The 18634-nt window shown below is 74.8% G+C and carries 20 protein-coding genes; 12 read left to right on the plus strand and 8 right to left on the minus strand.

The window, feature by feature from the left end; translation table 11 throughout:
* Positions 1 to 30 precede the first annotated feature (30 nt).
* On the minus strand, positions 31 to 873 hold the full coding sequence (locus AC5L3Z_RS16785; RefSeq protein WP_494843046.1) for a hypothetical protein: 843 nt from the start codon (positions 871 to 873) through the stop codon (positions 31 to 33).
* Positions 874 to 1006: 133 nt separating this feature from the next.
* Between AC5L3Z_RS16785 and AC5L3Z_RS16790 the strand changes: the two genes are divergently transcribed.
* Together AC5L3Z_RS16790 and AC5L3Z_RS16795 are read left to right on the plus strand one after the other, a co-directional pair.
* A complete protein-coding gene (locus AC5L3Z_RS16790; protein ID WP_494843048.1) occupies positions 1007 to 2158 on the plus strand; it encodes a sensor histidine kinase in 1152 nt (383 codons plus the stop codon).
* The gene (locus AC5L3Z_RS16795; protein ID WP_494843050.1) at positions 2155 to 2760 is read left to right on the plus strand and encodes a response regulator transcription factor; all 606 of its coding nucleotides are present in this window, start codon (positions 2155 to 2157) and stop codon (positions 2758 to 2760) included. Before AC5L3Z_RS16790 ends, AC5L3Z_RS16795 begins: the two co-directional genes overlap by 4 nt.
* On the opposite strand, the gene AC5L3Z_RS16800 is transcribed toward AC5L3Z_RS16795, so the two are convergent.
* The 3 genes from AC5L3Z_RS16800 to AC5L3Z_RS16810 all read right to left on the minus strand — a co-directional run bounded on the left by AC5L3Z_RS16800 (position 2757) and on the right by AC5L3Z_RS16810 (position 4510).
* Positions 2757 to 3104, minus strand: coding sequence for a hypothetical protein (locus AC5L3Z_RS16800; protein WP_494843052.1), 348 nt, complete (start codon positions 3102 to 3104; stop codon positions 2757 to 2759). The two genes, AC5L3Z_RS16795 and AC5L3Z_RS16800, sit on opposite strands and share 4 nt — an antisense overlap.
* A complete protein-coding gene (locus AC5L3Z_RS16805) occupies positions 3101 to 3781 on the minus strand; it encodes a hypothetical protein (RefSeq protein ID WP_494843054.1) in 681 nt (226 codons plus the stop codon). The genes AC5L3Z_RS16800 and AC5L3Z_RS16805 overlap by 4 nt, the downstream gene beginning before the upstream one ends.
* A 300-nt stretch (positions 3782 to 4081) precedes the next feature.
* Positions 4082 to 4510: a nucleoside deaminase gene (locus AC5L3Z_RS16810; RefSeq protein WP_494843056.1), complete on the minus strand. Its 429-nt coding sequence runs from the start codon at positions 4508 to 4510 to the stop codon at positions 4082 to 4084.
* A gap of 54 nt (positions 4511 to 4564) precedes the next feature.
* Here AC5L3Z_RS16810 and AC5L3Z_RS16815 point away from each other — a divergent pair, with 54 nt between their 5' ends.
* A complete protein-coding gene (locus AC5L3Z_RS16815) occupies positions 4565 to 5083 on the plus strand; it encodes a 2'-5' RNA ligase family protein (RefSeq protein WP_494843058.1) in 519 nt (172 codons plus the stop codon).
* Positions 5084 to 5194: 111 nt separating this feature from the next.
* On the opposite strand, the gene AC5L3Z_RS16820 is transcribed toward AC5L3Z_RS16815, so the two are convergent.
* Positions 5195 to 5725 carry a MarR family winged helix-turn-helix transcriptional regulator gene (locus AC5L3Z_RS16820; RefSeq protein WP_494843060.1) on the minus strand — a complete coding sequence of 177 codons (531 nt, stop codon included), beginning with the start codon at positions 5723 to 5725 and terminating at the stop codon, positions 5195 to 5197.
* A 60-nt stretch (positions 5726 to 5785) separates the two neighbouring features.
* Between AC5L3Z_RS16820 and AC5L3Z_RS16825 the strand changes: the two genes are divergently transcribed.
* The 3 genes from AC5L3Z_RS16825 to AC5L3Z_RS16835 all read left to right on the plus strand — a co-directional run bounded on the left by AC5L3Z_RS16825 (position 5786) and on the right by AC5L3Z_RS16835 (position 7862).
* A complete protein-coding gene (locus tag AC5L3Z_RS16825) occupies positions 5786 to 6436 on the plus strand; it encodes an NAD(P)-dependent oxidoreductase (RefSeq protein WP_494843062.1) in 651 nt (216 codons plus the stop codon).
* A gap of 171 nt (positions 6437 to 6607) precedes the next feature.
* Positions 6608 to 7150, plus strand: coding sequence for a hypothetical protein (locus AC5L3Z_RS16830; RefSeq protein WP_494843064.1), 543 nt, complete (start codon positions 6608 to 6610; stop codon positions 7148 to 7150).
* 22 nt (positions 7151 to 7172) lie between these two features.
* Positions 7173 to 7862, plus strand: a complete 690-nt coding sequence (locus AC5L3Z_RS16835; RefSeq protein WP_494843066.1) for a hypothetical protein — start codon at positions 7173 to 7175, stop codon at positions 7860 to 7862.
* Between the two features lie 90 nt (positions 7863 to 7952).
* Here the strand turns inward: AC5L3Z_RS16835 and AC5L3Z_RS16840 are convergent, their stop codons facing one another.
* Positions 7953 to 10172 carry a glycoside hydrolase family 43 protein gene (locus tag AC5L3Z_RS16840; protein WP_494843068.1) on the minus strand — a complete coding sequence of 740 codons (2220 nt, stop codon included), beginning with the start codon at positions 10170 to 10172 and terminating at the stop codon, positions 7953 to 7955.
* 138 nt (positions 10173 to 10310) lie between these two features.
* Between AC5L3Z_RS16840 and AC5L3Z_RS16845 the strand changes: the two genes are divergently transcribed.
* From AC5L3Z_RS16845 to AC5L3Z_RS16865, 5 genes are all read left to right on the plus strand, one after another.
* On the plus strand, positions 10311 to 11054 hold the full coding sequence (locus tag AC5L3Z_RS16845) for an ArsR/SmtB family transcription factor (RefSeq protein ID WP_494843070.1): 744 nt from the start codon (positions 10311 to 10313) through the stop codon (positions 11052 to 11054).
* Between the two features lie 105 nt (positions 11055 to 11159).
* A complete protein-coding gene (locus tag AC5L3Z_RS16850; RefSeq protein WP_494843072.1) occupies positions 11160 to 12173 on the plus strand; it encodes a cytochrome P450 in 1014 nt (337 codons plus the stop codon).
* Positions 12170 to 12976: an isocitrate lyase/PEP mutase family protein gene (locus AC5L3Z_RS16855; RefSeq protein ID WP_494843074.1), complete on the plus strand. Its 807-nt coding sequence runs from the start codon at positions 12170 to 12172 to the stop codon at positions 12974 to 12976. The genes AC5L3Z_RS16850 and AC5L3Z_RS16855 overlap by 4 nt, the downstream gene beginning before the upstream one ends.
* Positions 12977 to 13067: 91 nt before the next feature.
* Entirely contained in the window at positions 13068 to 14027 is a 960-nt protein-coding gene (locus AC5L3Z_RS16860; protein ID WP_494843076.1) for a hypothetical protein, read from the plus strand.
* 2 nt (positions 14028 to 14029) lie between these two features.
* Positions 14030 to 15631 carry an asparagine synthetase B family protein gene (locus AC5L3Z_RS16865; RefSeq protein ID WP_494843077.1) on the plus strand — a complete coding sequence of 534 codons (1602 nt, stop codon included), beginning with the start codon at positions 14030 to 14032 and terminating at the stop codon, positions 15629 to 15631.
* 115 nt (positions 15632 to 15746) lie between these two features.
* Here the strand turns inward: AC5L3Z_RS16865 and AC5L3Z_RS16870 are convergent, their stop codons facing one another.
* Positions 15747 to 15968 carry a DUF2188 domain-containing protein gene (locus AC5L3Z_RS16870; RefSeq protein WP_334614657.1) on the minus strand — a complete coding sequence of 74 codons (222 nt, stop codon included), beginning with the start codon at positions 15966 to 15968 and terminating at the stop codon, positions 15747 to 15749.
* Between the two features lie 111 nt (positions 15969 to 16079).
* Here AC5L3Z_RS16870 and AC5L3Z_RS16875 point away from each other — a divergent pair, with 111 nt between their 5' ends.
* A complete protein-coding gene (locus AC5L3Z_RS16875; RefSeq protein WP_494843078.1) occupies positions 16080 to 17075 on the plus strand; it encodes a carcinine hydrolase/isopenicillin-N N-acyltransferase family protein in 996 nt (331 codons plus the stop codon).
* Positions 17076 to 17130: 55 nt separating this feature from the next.
* Here the strand turns inward: AC5L3Z_RS16875 and AC5L3Z_RS16880 are convergent, their stop codons facing one another.
* Positions 17131 to 18594, minus strand: coding sequence for an LVIVD repeat-containing protein (locus AC5L3Z_RS16880; RefSeq protein ID WP_494843079.1), 1464 nt, complete (start codon positions 18592 to 18594; stop codon positions 17131 to 17133).
* Positions 18595 to 18634 lie beyond the last annotated feature (40 nt).

The following is an 18634-nucleotide window of genomic DNA, read 5'->3' on the forward strand; positions in this document are numbered from 1 at the left end:
CGACCGGCACAACCGTCACCCGCGACACGCTCAGGTGACGATCGCGAGCACGATGATCAGCCCGACGGCGATGTCGAAGACCGCGCACCACTCGGCGTACCCGCGCGGCACCACCCGGCCGGCACGGTGGTGCGCGACGTCCCAGACCGCGTGCCCGAGCCAGCCGGCGGCGACCAGCCACCGCGCCGGGCCGTCGTCGGCGAGCGCCGCCACCCCGGCCAGCGCGGACCAGCCGGCCAGCCCGGCCAGCTGCACCGCCAGCGCGCCCCGGTCCCGCCACTGCCGGCGCACCGTGCCGATCAGCAGGTAGCCGCCCGGCAGCACCAGCAGGCTCCACGGCGGCAGGACCACCGGGGCGAACCAGCTGTCGAACGTCACCAGCAGCGCCAGCCAGGTCGGCCAGCGGCGGGCCAGCGCGGCCACCGTCGGGTGGCGGGGCGCCGGCGTCGGGTGGGCGTGCCGGTGCCGCAGCGCCACCAGGACCATGGCCGGCACCATCAGCAGGTGGCCGCCGAGCATCAGGGCGTCCCCGCCGACCAGCCCGGCGGCGAAGGGGACGAGCAGCAGCAGGAACGGCACGTACATGGCGGCGACCATCTCGGCGGTGGCCCGGGCGCCGTGACCCCGGTGCCACATCCACACCGCCATTCCGATCGACATGTCGGTGGCCATCACCAGCGCGGCGACGACCGGCCGGGCCAGCAGGTCGGCCCGGCCGGCGGCGTCGCCGGCCAGTCGCCAGAGCGGGCCGAGCAGCAGCATCCCGACCACCATGGCGGCGGCCATCTCGGCCAGGTGCCGCAGGAGGCGACGGCCGGCGCGGTCCGTGGGGGTCGGCGGGGGCGAGGGTACGGCGAGCGTCTTCTCCGTCATGCCGTCGACGCTGCCACTTGCCGGCAGCGTACGACAGGCTCGTTCCGCACGGGAAAACCGTGCGCAACGCACGGCCGACCCGTGCGCGACACGGGGGTGGGGCGGCCCGGGTGGACCCCTAGGATCGACGGGCATGACGGACGGGGCGGCGGGGGCGGACCGGCGGCTGCGTCGGGCCCGCCTGGTGACCCTCGTGTCGCTGGCCAGCGGGCTCTGGACGAGCCTGCTGCTGCCCGGCGTCGGCCTGGCCCGGGAGCCCGACGCGCTGCGGCTGGCGACCGGAACGGCGGTCGTCGTCGCGTTCGCCGCCGCGCAGACCGCCGTGCTCTACGCGGCGGTCACCCCCTGGCTGGCCCAGCGGTGGCGACGCCGGTTCCAGCTCGGCCTCGCCGCGGTGGCCGCGCTGTCGGTGCCACTGGTCGGCCCGGTGGCGGCCGGCGCCTGGCCGACCTGGGCCTGGCTGGGCGCCTCACTGGTCGGGATGACCCCGCTGCTGTTCCGGCCCCGCGCCGCCGTCGTTGCCGCCGTGGGGTGCGTGGCGACCTCCCTCGCGGTGGCCGCCGCGACCGGCGGCGAGCTCGGCACCCACCTGGCGGTCACCGGGGGTGTCGGCGTCGGGATCGCCGCCGTGAACGGGGTGCAGGTTTGGTTCTGGGACCTGCTGGTGGCGGCCCGGCAGGGTCAGGAGGCGCGGGCCCGGCTGGCCGCCGCCGAGGAGCGGCTGCGCTTCGCCCGGGACGTGCACGACCTGCTCGGCCAGGACCTCACGGTGATCGCGTTGAAGGCGGAGCTGGCCGCCCGCCTCGCACCCGTGGACGCGGTGCGGGCCGGCCGGGAGGCGGCCGAGGTGCAGCGGCTCGCCGGGTCGGCGCTGCACCGGGTGCGCGAGGCGGTGCACGGCTACCGCGCGGTGGACCTGACCGAGCAGCTCGCCGCGCTGGCCGAGGTGCTCGGCTCATGCGGCGTGCGGTGCACCGTCGTACCCGCGGCGCAGGAGCTGCCGGCGGGCGTCGCCACGGAGCTGGCGGCGGTGCTGCGCGAGGCGGGCACGAACGTGCTGCGGCACAGCCGGGCGGGCTGGTGCCGGATCGAGATCACCCGGGAGGACGGCGTGGCGACGATGACGGTCCGCAACGACGGGGCGGGCGGTGACGGCGGCCCGGACGACCACAGCCACGGGCTGCGCGGCCTGACCGAGCGGCTGGCCGCGGTGGGCGGGACGGTTCGTACCCGGCGGGACGGCGACGTCTTCACCCTGACCGCCACCGCGCCGGTGGTCTCGTGATCCGGGTCCTGCTCGCCGACGACGAGGAGCTGATCCGGCAGGCCCTCGCCGCGCTGCTCGCCCTCGAGCCGGACATCGAGGTGGTCGCCCAGGCCCCGGACGGGCGGACGGCGCTCGACGCGGCGCGGGCCCACCGGCCGGACGTCGCCGTGGCCGACCTGGAGATGCCCCCGCCCGGCGGCATCGACCTCGCCGTCGAGCTGGGCCGTGCGCTGCCCGGCTGCGCGGTGGTGATCCTCACCGGCCACGGCCGCCCCGGCCACCTGCGCCGGGCGTTGGCCGCGGGCGCCCGCGGCTTCCTGGCCAAGGGCGCCCCGGGTGGCGCGCTCGCCGACGTGGTCCGCCGGGTCCACTCGGGTGCCCGGTACGTCGACCCGGCGCTGGCTGCGGAGGCGTTGAGCCAGCCCGAGTGCCCGCTCACCCCACGCGAGCTGGAGACCCTCCGGCTGGCCGAGTACGGCACCCCGGTCGCGGTGATCGCCCGGCGTACCCACCTGGCCGCCGGCACGGTCCGCAACCACCTGGCGGCGTGCGTGCAGAAGCTGGGGGCGGGCGACCGCGCCGAGGCGGTGCGGATCGCCCGCGCGGCGGGCTGGCTCTAGGAGCGGGTCGCGGTCGCGCAGCCGTTGCCCGTGGCCGTCGTGCCGTTGCTCGTGTCGATCGGCTTGCTGCGGTCGTACGGATCGACCTGGCGGGCCTGGTCGGCGGGCTGCCCGTCGGCCGTGCCGAAGGGCGGCACGAAGTAGCCGGTCGGGGCGGAGCAGCCGCCGTTGGTCATGTCGAGCGCGTACGAGACGAGGGACATCGTGCCCGGTTCGGTGATGACCTTGGCCGGGTCGTCCCAGCTCATCACCACCTCGCGCCGCACGATCGTACGGACGACCTCGTCCCGCCCGCCGTCGCCCGCCGGCGTGACCGGGTACACAAAGGTGACGTCCGCCGTCACCTCGACCGCCCCCCGTTTCCCTCCCGATACGTGAGCCGACCGCGCGTCTTGACCACGTCACCGACCAGCCGGGCCTGCTCTGGCCGGAAGCGGCTGAACAACAGCAGCGGGTTGGTCTCGGGAGTGGGCGCCGTCGACGACAGGGCGGTACGGAGGTACTCCTGGACGTCCTTCTGGTGCGGGTTCAACAGCGCGATCGCCTTCGTGGGCCGCTCGCCACGCAGCACGCGGGAGTCGAGCCCCGCGGCCACCAGGAAGTCCCGGCTCTGCCGCAGTGCCCGCTCGACCTGGGCGGCGTCCATCCAGCCGGTCGCCCTGGCCGGTGGCACCGTGATCCCTGCCGCTCCGTCGGCCCAGCGGGCGGCAGGTGAACCCCGGAAGGGTTCGGCGAGGGTAGGGCGCAGATCGGGCTCGGCGCCGGGCGCCTCCCGCGGGACTTCCGACTCGGCGGCCAACGGGGCCCCGTCCTGCCCACCGTCGTTGCCACCGAACCCGCCGACGACCTGCTGCGGGAAGAACCCCACGACCAGGAGGGCCACGACCGTCGCCAGTCCGGTCACGTACCAGCCTGTCCTGCGCCGGGGCTGGGCCGGTGAGTACGTACGCCAGCCCTCCGGCTGCCCGGAGCGCTCCCGCAGCCGCCGCTCCACCTCACGGGCGCGCGCGGACGGCTCCACGGGGGCCCCGGCCGCACCCGCCACCGATTCACGGAGGAACCGGTCCCACTCCTCATCGGACGCGAACGACCCGTCCTGCCCACCAGCCCCGCTCACACCGCACTTCCGTTCTCGCTCGATTGCTCGATGCCCGATGGCTCGATCGCTCGACCGTCTGATCGGTTGCCTGGCACGGGTCGATCGAGAGCCGCGCGCATGATCGCATGAGCAAGCCGCCGGCCTGCCGGGGCGGTGGGTGAAGTGTCAGGTCGCCACGCTGTCCGCTGGCATGGGCGCGGGCGTGACCTCTGACGACAGAACCTAGGCCCGCTCGACCGGCGCCCGCGCCTCGTCGAGCAGGGCCGGGCCGGCGTACGCCACCGGTGTCGTCGCCTCCGCCGGCCGCAGTGCGGCGAGCTGCTCCGCGCTGAGCGCGTAGACCACCCGGCCCAGGCCGGAGTGGTCGATGGCGGTGGCGCACATGCCGCACGGCTGGCAGCTGGTGTACAGGGTGGCGCGGCGCGCCTCGTCGGGGTCGAGCCGCCGGGCCGCCCAGCGGGCCAGCTTCAGCTCCGGGTGCGCGGTGATGTCGTCGTCGGTCCGTTCGGTGTTGACCTCCTCGGCCAGCACCTGCCCGTCGGCGGAGACCAGCAGCGACCCGAACGGGCCGTCCCCGGTCGCCCGCGCCGCCTCGGCCAGTGCGATCGCACGGCGCAGATGGCGTTCGTCGGTGTCGGTCAGCACGCTCATCCGGACCGGGTTCCCCGCCGGACGGCCCCGCACACGCCGACTAGCCTGACGGGCGTGCGTACGGTCGAACTGCTCTGCTCCCCGCGGCTGGAGGAGACCGTGCGCGCCGCCTGGGACCGGCTCGCCGTCGCCGGGCTGCCCAGCCTGGCCCGCAACACCCACCCCACCAACCGCCCGCACCTCACCCTGGCCTCCGTCGACGCGTTCCCACCCGGGACGGCCGAGCGCCTCGCCGACCTGGTCGACGCGGCCCTGCCCCTGCCGGTACGCCTCGACCGGGTCGAGGTGCTCGACGGCAGTGCCCCGCTGGTCTGGCTGGTCCGGCCCACACCGGAGCTGATCGCGCTGCACGCGGCCGTCTGGGACGTGCTCGCCGGGGCCGACGGGCAGAACCCGTGGCACGCGCCGGGGCGGTGGATTCCGCACCTGAGCCTCGCGCTGCGGTTCCGCGACAACGACCGGCGGCTGGCCCGGGCGCTGGCCGGCGTCGAGCGGCCGGCGGGGGAGTTCGTGGCGGCGCGCAGCTACGACGGCGACACCCGTACGGTCGGCCCGCTCGGCGCTTCTCGGTGAGCACGCGGCAGGCCGTGGCGGGCCGCGACGGTCGCGGCGGCGCCACGGTCGCCGTCGCCGGCCGAACCGCTGCGCCACACGGCGCTTCCGTACGGTCGCGAGATTGACGCGTTACCCGGTACCGGCCGGGGCGACCGGGGGGTGAGCGGACCGGGCGGCCGCGTGGCGCAGGCCGGGGTGGACGCCCGGTGGGTTCCCGGTGTGGTCGGCGAGCCGTTGCAGGACGGCGATGAACCGGGCCCGTTCGTCGCCGCCCAGCGCGGCGAGGATCTCTTCCTCGTGCTGGTCGGCGATCCTGCGGGCGCGGGGTAGCAGCTCGCGCGCGGCTGCCGTCGGATGAATGGCGTGGGCGCGGCGGTCGCCGGGGTGTCGTCGACGTTCGACCAGCCCGCGCTGCTCGAGGTCGTCGAGCAGGCCGACCATGACCTTGCGGTGGATGCCGAGGGCGTCGGCGAGCTGTTGCTGGGTGCTCCCTTCGCCGCGCTCCAGGTGCATCAGCAGGCCGAAGTGGTTCGGCGCGATGCCCAGTGGTGCCAGCCGCGCGGCGAACGTCTGCGCGATGTGGAACCCGAGCTGCGACAACAGGAAGTTGGCCCGGCCGGCCAGCGGCCGGTCGGCACCGGGTGTGGGGTGGTCGGACACCCCACTATTGTACGACACGGTAATTGTCGTCTAGGGTAACAATAACTAACCATCCCTACCTTGGAGGCGACAGTGCGGGTGACCGTCTTCGGGGCGACCGGCGGCATCGGCAGCCAGGTCGTACGCCAGGCATTGGACCTCGGACACGACGTGACCGCCGTCGTCCGCGACCCGGCCCGCCTCGACGTGCGCCATCCGACGCTGGAACTCGTGACCGTGCCGGCGTTGGACGACGCCGATGTGGTGAGCCCGGTGGTGCGCGGCAGCGACGCGGTCCTGTCCGGGGTGGGCCCCCGCGGACGCCACGACGGGCCCGTCGCCTCCACCGCCACACGCACGATCCTGGAGGCCATGCGGGCTGAAGGCGTGCGGCGTCTGGTCGCGGTCAGTGCCGCCCCGGTCGGCCCGACACCGGAGGGGGACAGTTTCCTCAACCGCCGCGTCGTCCTGCCCGGCATCAGCGCCCTGCTCAAGGACCTCTACGCGGACCTGCGTGCCATGGAGGACGCCCTGGCGGACAGCCCCGTGGACTGGACCGTCGTGCGACCGCCCAAGCTCACCAACAGGTCGCTGACCGGCCGGTACCGCACCGCGGTCGGCAGCAACGTGGCGCGCGGCTACACCATCTCGCGGGCCGACGTGGCCCACGCCATGCTCGCCGCCGTCGGCGACCCCGCGACCATCCGCCAGCCGGTCGGCATCGCGTACTGACCGGTCGTTGTCGCCGTCGAAGCCGGAGGACGCATGACCCCCCACCCGTTGCCTCAGTTCACCGAGCCGGAACCGCACGGGTTCCTGTATCTGGGCTTCCAGGCCGAACGCCCACGACGGGCACCGGTCCACACCCGCACCCCGCGACGGAGACGGGCCGCGGCGCGGCTCGTGCAGGCCGTTCCGGCGCTCCTGCGCCGCCCGGACGTCGTGTCCGTCCGCGTCTACCGGGCGGTGTTCATCCCGCCACTGCCGGGCGCGCCCCGGTACGACCTCGTGACGCTCATCCGGACCGCGCGCCCGGACCACCTGCCGGCGGTGCGCGCCTGCGCGGAGGTCTCGGCCCTCGGCGGCGAGCAGGTCCTCGCCGGCGTCAACGTGGCCCGGATCGGCGAGACCGAGGCCCGGACCGACGGCACCTTCCTGTTCAACCACTTCACCGCCGCGCCGGGCACCGACGCCGAAGCCATCTGGCGCTCCGTCACCGGCTGGTACACCACGAAGACCGGCGTGGACAACTCCACCGCCCTGCGCCCCACCGGGCCGTCGCCGTTCGCGCTCGTCAACTACGCGCGGCTGCCCGTCGGACCGATCCGTTTCCTGGCCGGGCAACTGGCGCGGCCGAGCTTCCACCGCTTCGTGCGAGCCACCCTCGACGCGCACGGGATGCACGCCCTGCCCGCCTTCCACCGGCTCGTCCACGAGTCGGCGTGACCCCCACCGGACGGACCCCGAGATGCGCTTCTCCCGCCTCGCCGGCGGCGCCGGCATCGGCTTCGTCGTCCTCCTGATCGCGGCGAACCTGGTGCTGGCCACCGCGGGTCTTCCCACCCCGTCCGAGACCGCGTCTCTCGACGAGATCACCACCGTCTTCGCCGCCGGATCCGGGTCACTGCGGCTGGCCTCGGCACTCCTGCCGGCGGCCTGGTTGCTGGCCACCGTCTTCGCCGTCGGGGTGTGTGTCTGCCTCCGACGCGACGAGCGGGCACGGACGGACCCGTGGTCCCTGGTCGGCCTCGCCGGGGTGCTCATGCAGTCGGTGGTGTTCACCAGCGTCGAAGCCACCCGGCTCGCGCTCGCGTCCGCCGCGCGGCACGACGCCGACGGCGTCGCCGGGCTGTGGGGCCTGTACACCGCCCTGTTCGGCTTCAACCAGGTGTTCCTGGCGACCGCCCTCGTCGGGCTGTCGATGTTCGGCGTCCGCACCGGCGTCATGGCCCGGTGGCACGCCGGCACGGGCTTCCTCGCCGCCGCGCTCCTGTTCGCCACCGCGACGACGAGTCCGTACGGGCTCGACGGGGTCAACCCGCTGGCCCTGTTCGGCCTCGCCGGTTGGCTGCTCTGGCTGGTGTGGATCGTGGCGTACAGCGTCATCCTGATCCGACGTGCGCCCGAGCCATCCCCGCGTACGCCGCACCCGGTCTGACCACCGGCGGCGGGCGGCGGGGCTGCCGCACCGGGACGCCGCGCACCCCACGGGTGCGCGGCGCCTCGGCGGGCAGGTGCGGGGAAGCGCTCAGCGGTAGAAGCGGACGTAGTCGAACTCGGCGGTGACCGGCGGCTCCGAGCCGCCGTGCGCGACGAGCCCGATCCGCGGCGTGGTGTCGGCCGGGAAGGTCCACACCCCGCCCCAGGTCCAGGTCTCCCCGTCCCGGCTGGAGCCCGCACGGAACTCGTGTTCCCCGTTGGCCGGGTCGACCCGGTGGGCCAGCCGCAGCCAGGTGGTGGTGGCCGGGGTGCCGACGATGTTGCCGCCGTACACCGGTCGGCCGGCGAAGGGCAGCTCGTAGCCGTACTCGACCTGGCGGGTGTTCCAGATCGCCACCTGCGCCAGCCGGGCGAACCGGTCGTCGTCGACGTAGGCGACCAGGCCGGCCTGCTGGTAGTTGCGGACCGTCTCCTCGCCCAGGTCGAGGCTCACCCTGGTCTCCACCACGTAGTTTCCGGTCGGGGCGTCGCGCAGCAGCACCCCGGCGGTGTTGCCGGTGCCGGTCAGGTCGGCGGCCTGCACCGGCCAGCGCAGCGCGCCGCCGGAGACGGTGGCCGCCGGGTCGGGGCGCACCCACCGCCAGGCGGGGTCGAGCCCGTCGGTGAACTCGTCGGACCAGGCCGGCAGCGGCGCGCCGACGCGCGGTGCGGCGACGGTGTGCCGCACCGGCCGGTACAGCCGGGCGACGCTGACGTTGTCGAACTGGGCGTCGCCGCCGGTCGCGGCGAGGGTGAGCCGACCGGCCACCGGCCGGTCCAGCCGCAACGACACCACCGCCAGCTGGTCGCCCAGCCGGGCCGGGCTGAGCTCGGCGACGAGCTGCCGGCCGCGGATCTCGACGGCCAGGTTGTGCGGGTCGGCCGCGTCGAAGCCGGCGGGCAGCGGCGCGCTCGCCGTGCCGCCGTCGGGCTGCCGGGCGACGAGGCGGCCGGCGGCGGTGTCGACCCGGACCTCGACCCGGTCCAGGGTGATCCCGGCCGACGTGGCGCCGACGAGTCGCAGGTCGGCCTCCGCCCGGATGTCGCCGCCGGTCACGGTACGGCTGGTCAGCGTCCCGCTGCCGGTGAGCCGGCCGTCGGCGACCCGCCAGGAGCCGGTGGCGCCGCGCCAGCCGGTGAGGCCGGCGGTGTCGAAGCGCTCGTCGAGCCGGGCGGTGGTGACCGGCGCGGGCCGGGCACCCTCGGACGGGCCGGCGCCGGCGTTCACGGTCGGCCAGCCGTCGACCCAGTCCAGGCGGTCGATGAGCATCGGCCGCTCGTTGATCCCGAACGGCTCGTCGAGGTACGGGTCGGCCCGGTCGATCGCGTGGTAGACGATCCAGTCCTGCCCGGACAGGTCGGTGAGGAAGCCGTTGTGCCCGGCGCCGATCCACCGGTTGCCGTTCTGGGTGAGCACCGGGGTGCCGCCGGCCCGGGACGCGGTGAGCGACAGGCCGTCGCGGTCCACGAACGGCCCGCGCGGGCTGGTCGACCGGCCGACGTGCACCGAGTAGCCGGTGGCCGGGCCGGCGCAGCAGTTGGCGGTGGAGGCGAAGAGGTAGTACCAGCCGTCGTGGCGCAGCACGTAGCTGCCCTCGAACTTGTTGTCCACGGCCACCAGGGTCGGCTCGCCGACCGCGCGCAGCCCGTCGGCGGAGAGTTCGGTGACCGAGATGCCGCCGTAGTAGCTGCCGTAGTAGAGGTACTTCCTGCCGTCGACGTCGGTGAACTGGGTCGGGTCGATGGTCCAGAGCCAGCCTCCGCCGCCACCGGGGCGCGGCGCCACGACCGGTTCGTCGGAGAAGGTCCACGGGCCGGTGGGGGTGGGGGCGGTCGCCGCCCCGACGGCGAAGTCGCCGCCGTCCGGCGAGACGGTGGTGTCGGTGACGGTCACGTACATGACCCAGTGGTCGCCGACCCGGCGGACGTCGGGAGCCCAGAAGCCGGCGCCGGCGGCCGCGTAGGAGGGGCGCTGGTCGGGGCCGAAGGCGTCCCCGACGTACGTCCAGTCGACCAGGTCGGCGGAGCGGGCGGTGGGCACCCGGTGGAACTGCTTCTCGCCTTCGCGCAGCGGGTCGGTGGTGCCGTAGGCGTACCACAATCCGTCTTCGCCGCGGACGATGACCGGGTCGGCGAAGGTGTCGGCGAACTCGGCGGAGATCGGGTTGCGGTAGCGGTTGGTGTCGGGGGCGGCGGTGGCCGGCGCGGACGCCGCCAGCAGCAGACCGAGTACGGCGGCGAGCGTGCCGCCGCGGCGGAGATGACCCATCAGACCTGCCTCGGGTGGGGGTGCCGGGTGTGGGCGGTGGTGCATCACTCCGTCCGTTTCTACAACGATGGATACAACGTTGTAAAGACCCTTGGCCTGTCGATCGGCATCGAAGTGGTCCCGTGCGACCATGGCGCGGTGACCACCGCCGCCTCCGACGGCCACCAGCTCGCCGGCCTGGCCGCCCTGCTCGCCGACCCCACCCGGGCCCGGTTCTGTCTCGCCCTGCTCGACGGTCGGGCCTGGACGGCGGGGGAGCTGGCCCGCGTCGCCGGGGTCGCCCCGTCGACGACGAGCGACCACCTCACCCGGCTGGTCCGCGGTGGGCTGCTGGTCGAGGAGCGCCAGGGCCGGCACCGCTACGTCCGGCTGGCCGGCCCGGCGGCGGCGCAGCTGATCGAGGACCTGGCCGGGCACCACCCGCCCGCGCCGCGTCCCGCCCGGTCGCTGCGCGCCGCCACCGCCGACGCCGCGCTCGCGCACGCCCGCACCTGTTACGACCACCTCGCCGGCCGCCTCGGGGTACGACTGCGCGACGCGCTGCTGGACCGGGGCCTGCTCACCGACGCCGACGGCCTGGCGCTGACCCGGGCCGGGTGCGACTGGCTGGCCGAGCTCGGCGTGCCGGTCGAGGAGCTGCGGGGCAGCCGCCGCCCCCTGCTCCGCGACTGTCTGGACTGGACCGAGCGCCGCCCCCACCTGGCCGGCGCTGTCGGCGCCACGCTCTGCCGCCGCTTCGCCGAGCTGGGCTGGACCGTCGCCGGCGTCGGCCGGGCGGTGCGCGTCACCCCGACCGGCGTCACCGCGCTCGCCGACCTGGGCCTCTCCGCCGCCGAGCTGACCCCTGTCCCGCCGGATCCCGGGCGCGGCGGACGCGCCTGACCCCGCCCCGCAGCGATCACGTCGTCCGGGGCCGTCGCCCGCCGCGCCCGCCCGCCGGGGTCGTTTCGGCGTGGGGCGAAGCGCTGCGGCCCTAGCGTCGGCCGGGTGACCGAACCCGCGCTCGTCATCGCTCCCGCCCCGGGCACGCCCCGCTGTGCCCCACCGACGTTCGACGACACCGACGGAGTCTGGTCGGTGACCCGGCACGCCGACGTACGGGCGGGGTTGACCGACCCCGCCTTCCGGGTGCCGCGGGCGGCGCCCGGAGCGCCAGGCACCCTCGCCTGGCTACGCGGCGCCGTCGCCCGGTTCAGCGGCCCGGACCGGCATCCGGTCCGGCGGGCCGCCGCCGTCGTCACGCTCACCACCCTGGATCCGGACCTGCTGCGGAGCGACGCCGCCCGGCTCACCGCCGAGGAGCTGGACCGCAGCCGCGACCGGCTGGACGTGTCCGCCCGGCTGGCCCGGGACGTACCGCTGCGGGTGCTGGCGGCCCGACTCGGGCTGACCGACCCGGCGGCGGCCGTGCCCGCGGTGGCCGCGGTGGCCGCCGCCTACCAGCCCGGCGCCGGCCCGGCGGCGACGCGGCGCGCGGACGACGCGGTCGCGACCCTGGTGGCGATGGCCCCGCCGGACCCACCCGAGGTGCTGGCGAACCGGCTCGGCCTGCTCGTGCAGGCGGGGGACGCCACCGCCGGCCTGATCGGCACCGCCACCCGGTACGCCCTGCCGCTGTCCCCGTCGGTCCCCACGACAGCGCTGCTGGCCGAGGTGCTCCGACTCGATCCGCCCGTGCGGGGCACCCGCCGGATCGCCGCCACCGCCGCCCGGGTCGGCGGCCAGTCGATCGCCGCCGGCGCGACGGTGCTGCTCCGCTTCGACGCGGCGAACCGGGATCCGGCGGTCTCCGCCGCTCCGGACCGGTTCGTGCCCGGCCGTCCCGCCCTGACCTTCGGTGCCGGCCCGCACCGCTGCCCCGGCGAACGGCACGCGCTCGCCCTGGCCGTCGGCGTGCTGGAGGTGCTGCGCGAGCGCGGGCTGCGGATCGTGGCCGCGCCGCGCCACGAACCGCACCCGCTGCTGCGCGTCCCCACCGGCCTGGCGGTGACGCCCCAATGAACGACCGCTGCGCCGCCTTCCGGGCCCTGCACCGTCCCGGGCGGCCACTGCTGCTCCCCAACGCCTGGGACCACGCCTCCGGCGCGGCCCTGGCCGCCGCCGGGTACCCGGCGCTGGGCACCACCAGCCTCGGGGTGGCGGCGGCGAGCGGCAAGCCGGACGCCGAGGCGGCCACCGCCGGGGAGACGGTGCGCCTGGCCGCCCTGCTGACCCGGCTGCCGGTGCTGGTCACCGTGGACGTCGAGGCCGGCTTCTCCGACGACCCGGCCACCGTCGCGGACCTCGTCGCCGAACTGGCCGCGCTCGGTGTGGTCGGGATCAACCTGGAGGACGGGCGACCGGACGGCACCCTGGACGATCCGGCGCTGGTCGTGGCGAAGGTCGAGGCGGTGAAGGCCCGGACGCCGGAGGTGTTCGTCAACGCCCGTACCGACGGGTTCTGGCTCGGGGTGCCCGACGCGGGCGCGGCGACCCTGACCCTGGCGCGGGCCTGTCGACGGGCCGGGGCCGACGGTGTCTTCGTGCCCGGCGTGGCCGACCCGGGCACCATCCGGGGGTTGGCCGGGGAGATCGACGCGCCGCTGAACGTGCTGCACCAACCCGGCGGGCCGGGCCTCGACGCGCTGGGCCGGCTCGGGGTGGCCCGGGTCAGCACCGGCTCCCTGCTGTTCCGGGCGGCGCTCGCCGCGGTCGTCCGGACCGCCGCCGCGGTACGGGCCGGCGTCGACCCCGATCCGCAGATGCCGTCGTACGCCGACGTGCGGAGGCTGACGGCGGGGGAGTCTGGTCGCCCTTCGGAGTAAATGGGAGAAATGCTCGCTCTCGCTGCCCTCCGGGTGCTTACGGTCTGTTTCAGGTTCATCCGCACCGTGTCGTACCGGGAGAGGACCGACCATGCGCGTGCCCAGCCGTAGCCCGGGACACCAGCCCGGTGTCACCTCGCCCGTACCCGCCCGCCAACCGACCGCCCGGGCCACGGCCCGCGTCCCGCGCGTCGAACCCGACCTGGACGCGTACCGCGACGCGGTGGCGGAGCTGCTGGTGGAGGTGGGCGCGCTCGCCGACGCCGCGTCCACCCCGGCCCGCCAGGTGCTGCTCGACCAGCGGCTACGCGAGCCGGCGATCACCGCCGTGCTCGACGCCACCCCGCAGGGCTTCATCGGCGCCCGGGAGACGCTGCTGCTGGAGATGGCCCGCTACCAGCCCAACCCGCGCAGCTCGGCGCGCGACCTGACCGCGCTGGTCCGGATCTACCTGCTCTCCCGGATCGACGTCATGTGGTGGCGCGACGCGCCGACCTTCCTCACCGACGAGCAGGTCCACACCCATCCCGACCTGGTCGACCTGGAATGGCTGCGCCGGCGCCGGCTGCTCGGTTTCCGCTACCGCCAACAGCCCGCCACCGTGTTCGGCCGTGCGGCCCACGCGGTACGTCGGCGGCTGCTGCCGGAGGCCACCCCGCGCACCGCCGGGGTGAAGTTCACCCGCGCCCGGCGGGAGATCGTCGCGCTGCTCAACGACATCGCCGGCGAGCTCGACCGGGCCACCCGGGTCGGCGCCCCGCCGCTCTGGGTGACCAGCCTGGTCCGCAGCGCCGAACACCAGCACCGGCTGCGCCGGCTCGGCTACGCCGCCATGGTCCCCAGCGGCCACTGCCTCGGCTGGGCGGCCGACGTGGAGATGGCCTGGCTCGAACGCTTCGGCGTCCGGGACACCCTCGCCGGGATCCTGCTCGCCCGGCAGGCCGCGGGCGAGCTCAACGTGATCGACGAGGGGCAGGCCTGGCACCTGTGCCCGGCGCCCGCCGCCCGGGCCCGGCTGCGCTCGGCGTACGAGGCGGAGCTGGGGGTCTGAGGATGTGCGGCATCGCGCTGAGCGTCGGCCCGGAGGCCGACCCGGCGGTCTTCCGGCGGATGCTCACGATCCTGGCTGCCCGCGGCGAGGTCACCGAGACCCGCCAGGAGACCGGCCTGCTCACCGGCGTGCGGCGGCTGCGCGTGGTCGACCGGGACCGGGCCGTGCAGCCCTGGACCTCGGACGACGGCCGGTACGTGCTCTGCTACAACGGCGAGGTCTTCAACCACTACGAGCTGCGCCGGCAGTTGGCGCGGTCCGGTCACCGGTTCCGCAGCGAGAGCGACACCGAGGTGGTGCTCGCGGCGTTCCTGCGCTGGGGCGAGGACGCGGTGCACCGGCTGCGCGGCGAGTGGGCCCTCACCGTGGTCGAACGCGCCACCGGCCGGGTCTACCTGGCCCGCGACCCGCTCGGGGTCAAACCGCTCTACTGGGCCCGGACGCCGGGCTGCCTGCACGTCGCCTCCGAGATCAAGGCCCTGGTCGGCCACCGCGCCCCGGTCGGCGAGGTGCCGCCCGGCCACCACGGCTGGGCCGAGCCCGACGGACCGGTGCGGCTGCGCCCGTACGTCGACCTGCTGACCCTCGGCGAGGGGCTGCCCGTGATCGACGACCCGGACGAGGCCGCGCTGCTCGTCCGGGTCGCGCTGACCGACAGCATCCGGATGCGCGTCGACACCGACCTGACGGTCGGCGTGGTGCTCTCCGGCGGCCTGGACAGCTCGCTGGCGCTGTTGGCGGCCCGCGAGGTGCACCCGGACTGCGTGGCGGTGACCGTCGGGGTGCCGGACAGCCCCGACGTGAGGTACGCCCGGCGGCTCGCCGCGGACCTCGGCGTGCCGCACGAGGTGGTCGAGCTGCGCCCGCGCGACGTCCGGCTGGCCGACGTCCGGGAGGCGATCCGGATTTCCGAGCTGACCGAGTACGGCGACATCATCAACGCGGTGGTGACGGTGCCGATCTTCCGCCGGCTGCGCGAGCTGGGGATCCGGGTGGTGCTCACCGGGGACGGCTCGGACGAGCTCTTCGGCGGCTACCCGATGTACCAGCAGGTCGGCCCGGATCGGGCCCGGCGGCTCTTCCTGCACCGGATCCGCAACCTCTGCCGTACCGACCTGCAGCGGGTGGACCGGGCCAGCATGGGCCACGGGGTGGAGGCTCGGGTGCCCTTCCTCGACCTCAGCGTGGTCGAGTTGGCCCTGCGCCTGCCGCTGGGGTTGAAGATGCGCGACGGCCAGGACAAGTGGATCGTCCGGCAGGCCTTCGCCGACGTGCTGCCCGACTACATCCGGCGGCGGCCCAAGAACCCCATGTCGTACTCCTCGGGGCTGCACGAACGGGCCCGGCTGTACAAGCCGTTCTTCGCCCGGCTGCACCGCTCCTTCGGCTACCACCTGCTGGAGCCGGTCCGGCGCGACTTCGACACGGTGCTCACCCGATGCGGCAACGACCTGGACCGGGCCATCGCCGACGGTCTGGCGCGGCCCGACTACACCGTGCTGGAGCACGCCCGGGACCTGGTCGGCGCCGCGAGGTGGAACGCCGCGCCGCTGGTCCGCCGGTTGGTCAGACCGCGCCCCGTCCGGCAGGCCCCGGTGCGGTGAGCCCGGCCCGGCACGCCTGAGCCGCCCCTGGTGCCCGGGCCGACCGTACGGCGGCGGCCTGCCGGAACCGCCTGCGAACAGGTGGTCCCGGCAGGCCGCCGGAGGGGGAGCGTGGTCAGCCCGCGGGCGGGAACGGGTCGTCCTTGTACGTGTACTCGGTCTCGATCTTGCCGTCGGCGGTGTGCACGACCAGCTGGCTCGGCTCGTTGGCGTGCGCCACCTTGCGCCCCTGCTCGACCGCCGAGTGCTTGGTGTCGTACGTGCCGAAGGTCTTGGTGCCCTGCTCCACCTTCCAGCCGCCGCCGTTCGGTACCACGTGGTACTCGTTGCGCTTCATCAGGCGTTCTCCCTTCGTCCCGATCGGGGTACCCCGGTGCCGGAATCGGAAAACCGGTGTCAGCTCCGGACAGTCGGCAACCGTCGATGCCTGCCCGCGCGTCTACTGCACATGCGGAAGAGTCTGCTCAGTGCCGGTACCGCTCTGCTGCTCGCCACCACCGCCTGTGCCGCCGTCGAGCCGGCGCCGTCGGCGCCGGCCGCCACCGGTCGGCCCCCCGCCTCCCGGCAGAACGCCGACGAGGTCACCCGGACGCTGGCCAGCCTGCGCCGGGTCGACGACCTGCCGCTGTACGAGATGACCTACGCCGGCCGCTACGACCCCACGGTCGGCACGGACGCCCGGCCGGCGGCGAGCCCGTTCGGCTGCTCGCTCTTCGCCGCCGGCGGTGACCCGGCCCGCCCGCTGTTCGCCCGCAACTTCGACTGGGAGGACAACCCGGCGATGGTGCTGCGCACCGACCCGCCGGACGGCTACGCGGCGGTGTCCCTGGTGGACCTGTCGTACCTCGGGGTGGGACCGGACCCGACCGGTGACCGGCGGCTGCTCGACGCGCCGCTGCTGCCGTTCGACGGGATGAACGAGCGCGGGCTGGCGGTGGGGCTGGCCGCCGACGACAGCGCCACCGCGAAACCCGTGCCGGGTCGCCCCACGGTCGGCTCGGTGCGCATCCTGCGCCTGGTGCTGGACCGGGCGGCCACGGTGGACGAGGCGGTCGCCCTCTTCACCGAGCACAACCTCGACTTCGGCGGTGGGCCGGCGCTGCACTACCTGCTCGCCGACGCGGGCGGACGCTCGGCGGTGGTGGAGTTCGTCGACGGCGAGATGCGCGTCCAGCGCGGCGAGGGGCGCTGGCAGGCGCTGACCAACGTGCCGGTGATCGGCGTACCCGAGCGGACGCTGCGCGCCGACCGGCGCTACGGTCTCATCGCCGCGGCCATGGACCGGACCGGGGCGGTGGTGGACGCCCCGGCGGCGCTGCGGATCCTCGACCAGGTCCGGCAGGGCCACACCCGGTGGTCGGTGACGTACGGCCTGCGCGACGGCGAGGTGCGGCTGGTCACCGCGACCGGGGGCGAGCGCCGCTACCGGCTGCCGATGAGCTGACCGGGTACGCGAAAGGGCCCGACCCCCACCGGGGGCCGGGCCCTTCGACGTGGCCCTACCAGCTCAGGTAGCCGGCCTGGGTCTGCACGTTGAGCTCGCGGAGCCGGACCAGCTCGGCCGACCAGGTCCGCCAGTCGGTCAGCTTCAGCACGTCCAGGCCCTTCTGGATGTCACTGGAGTAGATGTGTCCGTTGTAGTAGTACGACGACCAGGCGCCGCCCGTGGTGAGGGTGTCCGACAGCGGACCCCGCTCCCAGTAGGCGATCTCCTTGGGCTTGGTCGAGTCGGTGAAGTCCCACACCGACACGCCGCCCTGGTACCACGCCTGGACCATGATGTCCCGCCCGAGCACCGGGATCAGCGAGCCGTTGTGCGCCACGCAGTTCTCGCTGTCGGCGTTGACCCGGGGGATCTTGTAGTAGCTGCGGAACACCATCGTCCGGGCGTCGCCCCGGCCGGTGATGTCGTAGATCGCGTTCGCGCCCCGGTTCGGGCCGACGGTCTCGTTGCAGGTCGCGGCGCCGCCGCCGCCCAGCTCGTCGGTGAAGACGACCTTGGTGCCCGCGTTGTTGAACGTCGCCGAGTGCCAGAAGGCGAAGTTCACCGTGTCCCGCACCCGGTTGATGATGCGGGGGGACTCGCGGTCGGAGATGTCCATCAGGACGCCGTCACCCATGCAAGCGCCGGCGGCGATGTCCTTCGACGCGTACGCGGTGATGTCGTGGCAGCCGCTGGTCGCCGACGCCTGCCCCGGGACGCCCTCGTACCCGCCGTCCGGGAAGAGGTTCGGGGTGGCCACCACGGCCGCGTCGGTGGGCGACTTCACCGGCACCTTGACGATCGAGATGGAGTCGTGCGGCGGCTGGCAGTCCGGGAACTCGGCCCGCGGGCTGTACGACGAGACGTACAGGTAGACCGTCTTGCGGTCCTTGCCCGGGACCAGGGTGTGGGTGTGCGAGCCGCAGGCGGTCTCGACGGCCTTGACGTAGCGCGGGTTGGCCTTGTCGCTGATGTCGAAGACCTTGATGCCCTCCCAGGACTCCTTGACCGAGGCCGGCTGCGCGACGCTGCTGCAGGAGTCGTCACTACGCGAGGAGTCGGTGGAGAGGAAGAGCAGGTTGCCGTAGACGGAGATGTCGTTCTGCGAGCCGGGGCAGAGCACCTGCGACACGATGCTCGGCGCGCTCGGCTTGCCGATGTCGTAGATGACGAACCCGTTGTAGTTGCCGGCGAAGGCGTAGCGGCCCTGGAAGGCGATGTCGGTGCCGAACGCGGCCGCCGTGTCGAACGGCGCCTGCTTGGGCAGGTTGGCGATCTGGCGCAGGTTGGGGCTGCTGGAGATCTCGTCCACGCCGAGCGGGGGCGCCGCGGCCGGGCTCTGCGCGGCAGGAGCCTGCGCGACCGGGGTCTGCGCGGCGTGTCCGGGTGCGGCGGTGGCGACGCTGCCGAGCAGCAGGCCGACCGCCGCCAGGCTCACGATCTTCAACTGCCGTCCTCGGGAACGGGGCAATCTGATCATCGGCGAGGCCCTTCGAAAGGGGAGGGTGATGCTCGACACC

Source organism: Micromonospora sp. LZ37, assembly GCF_059359015.1.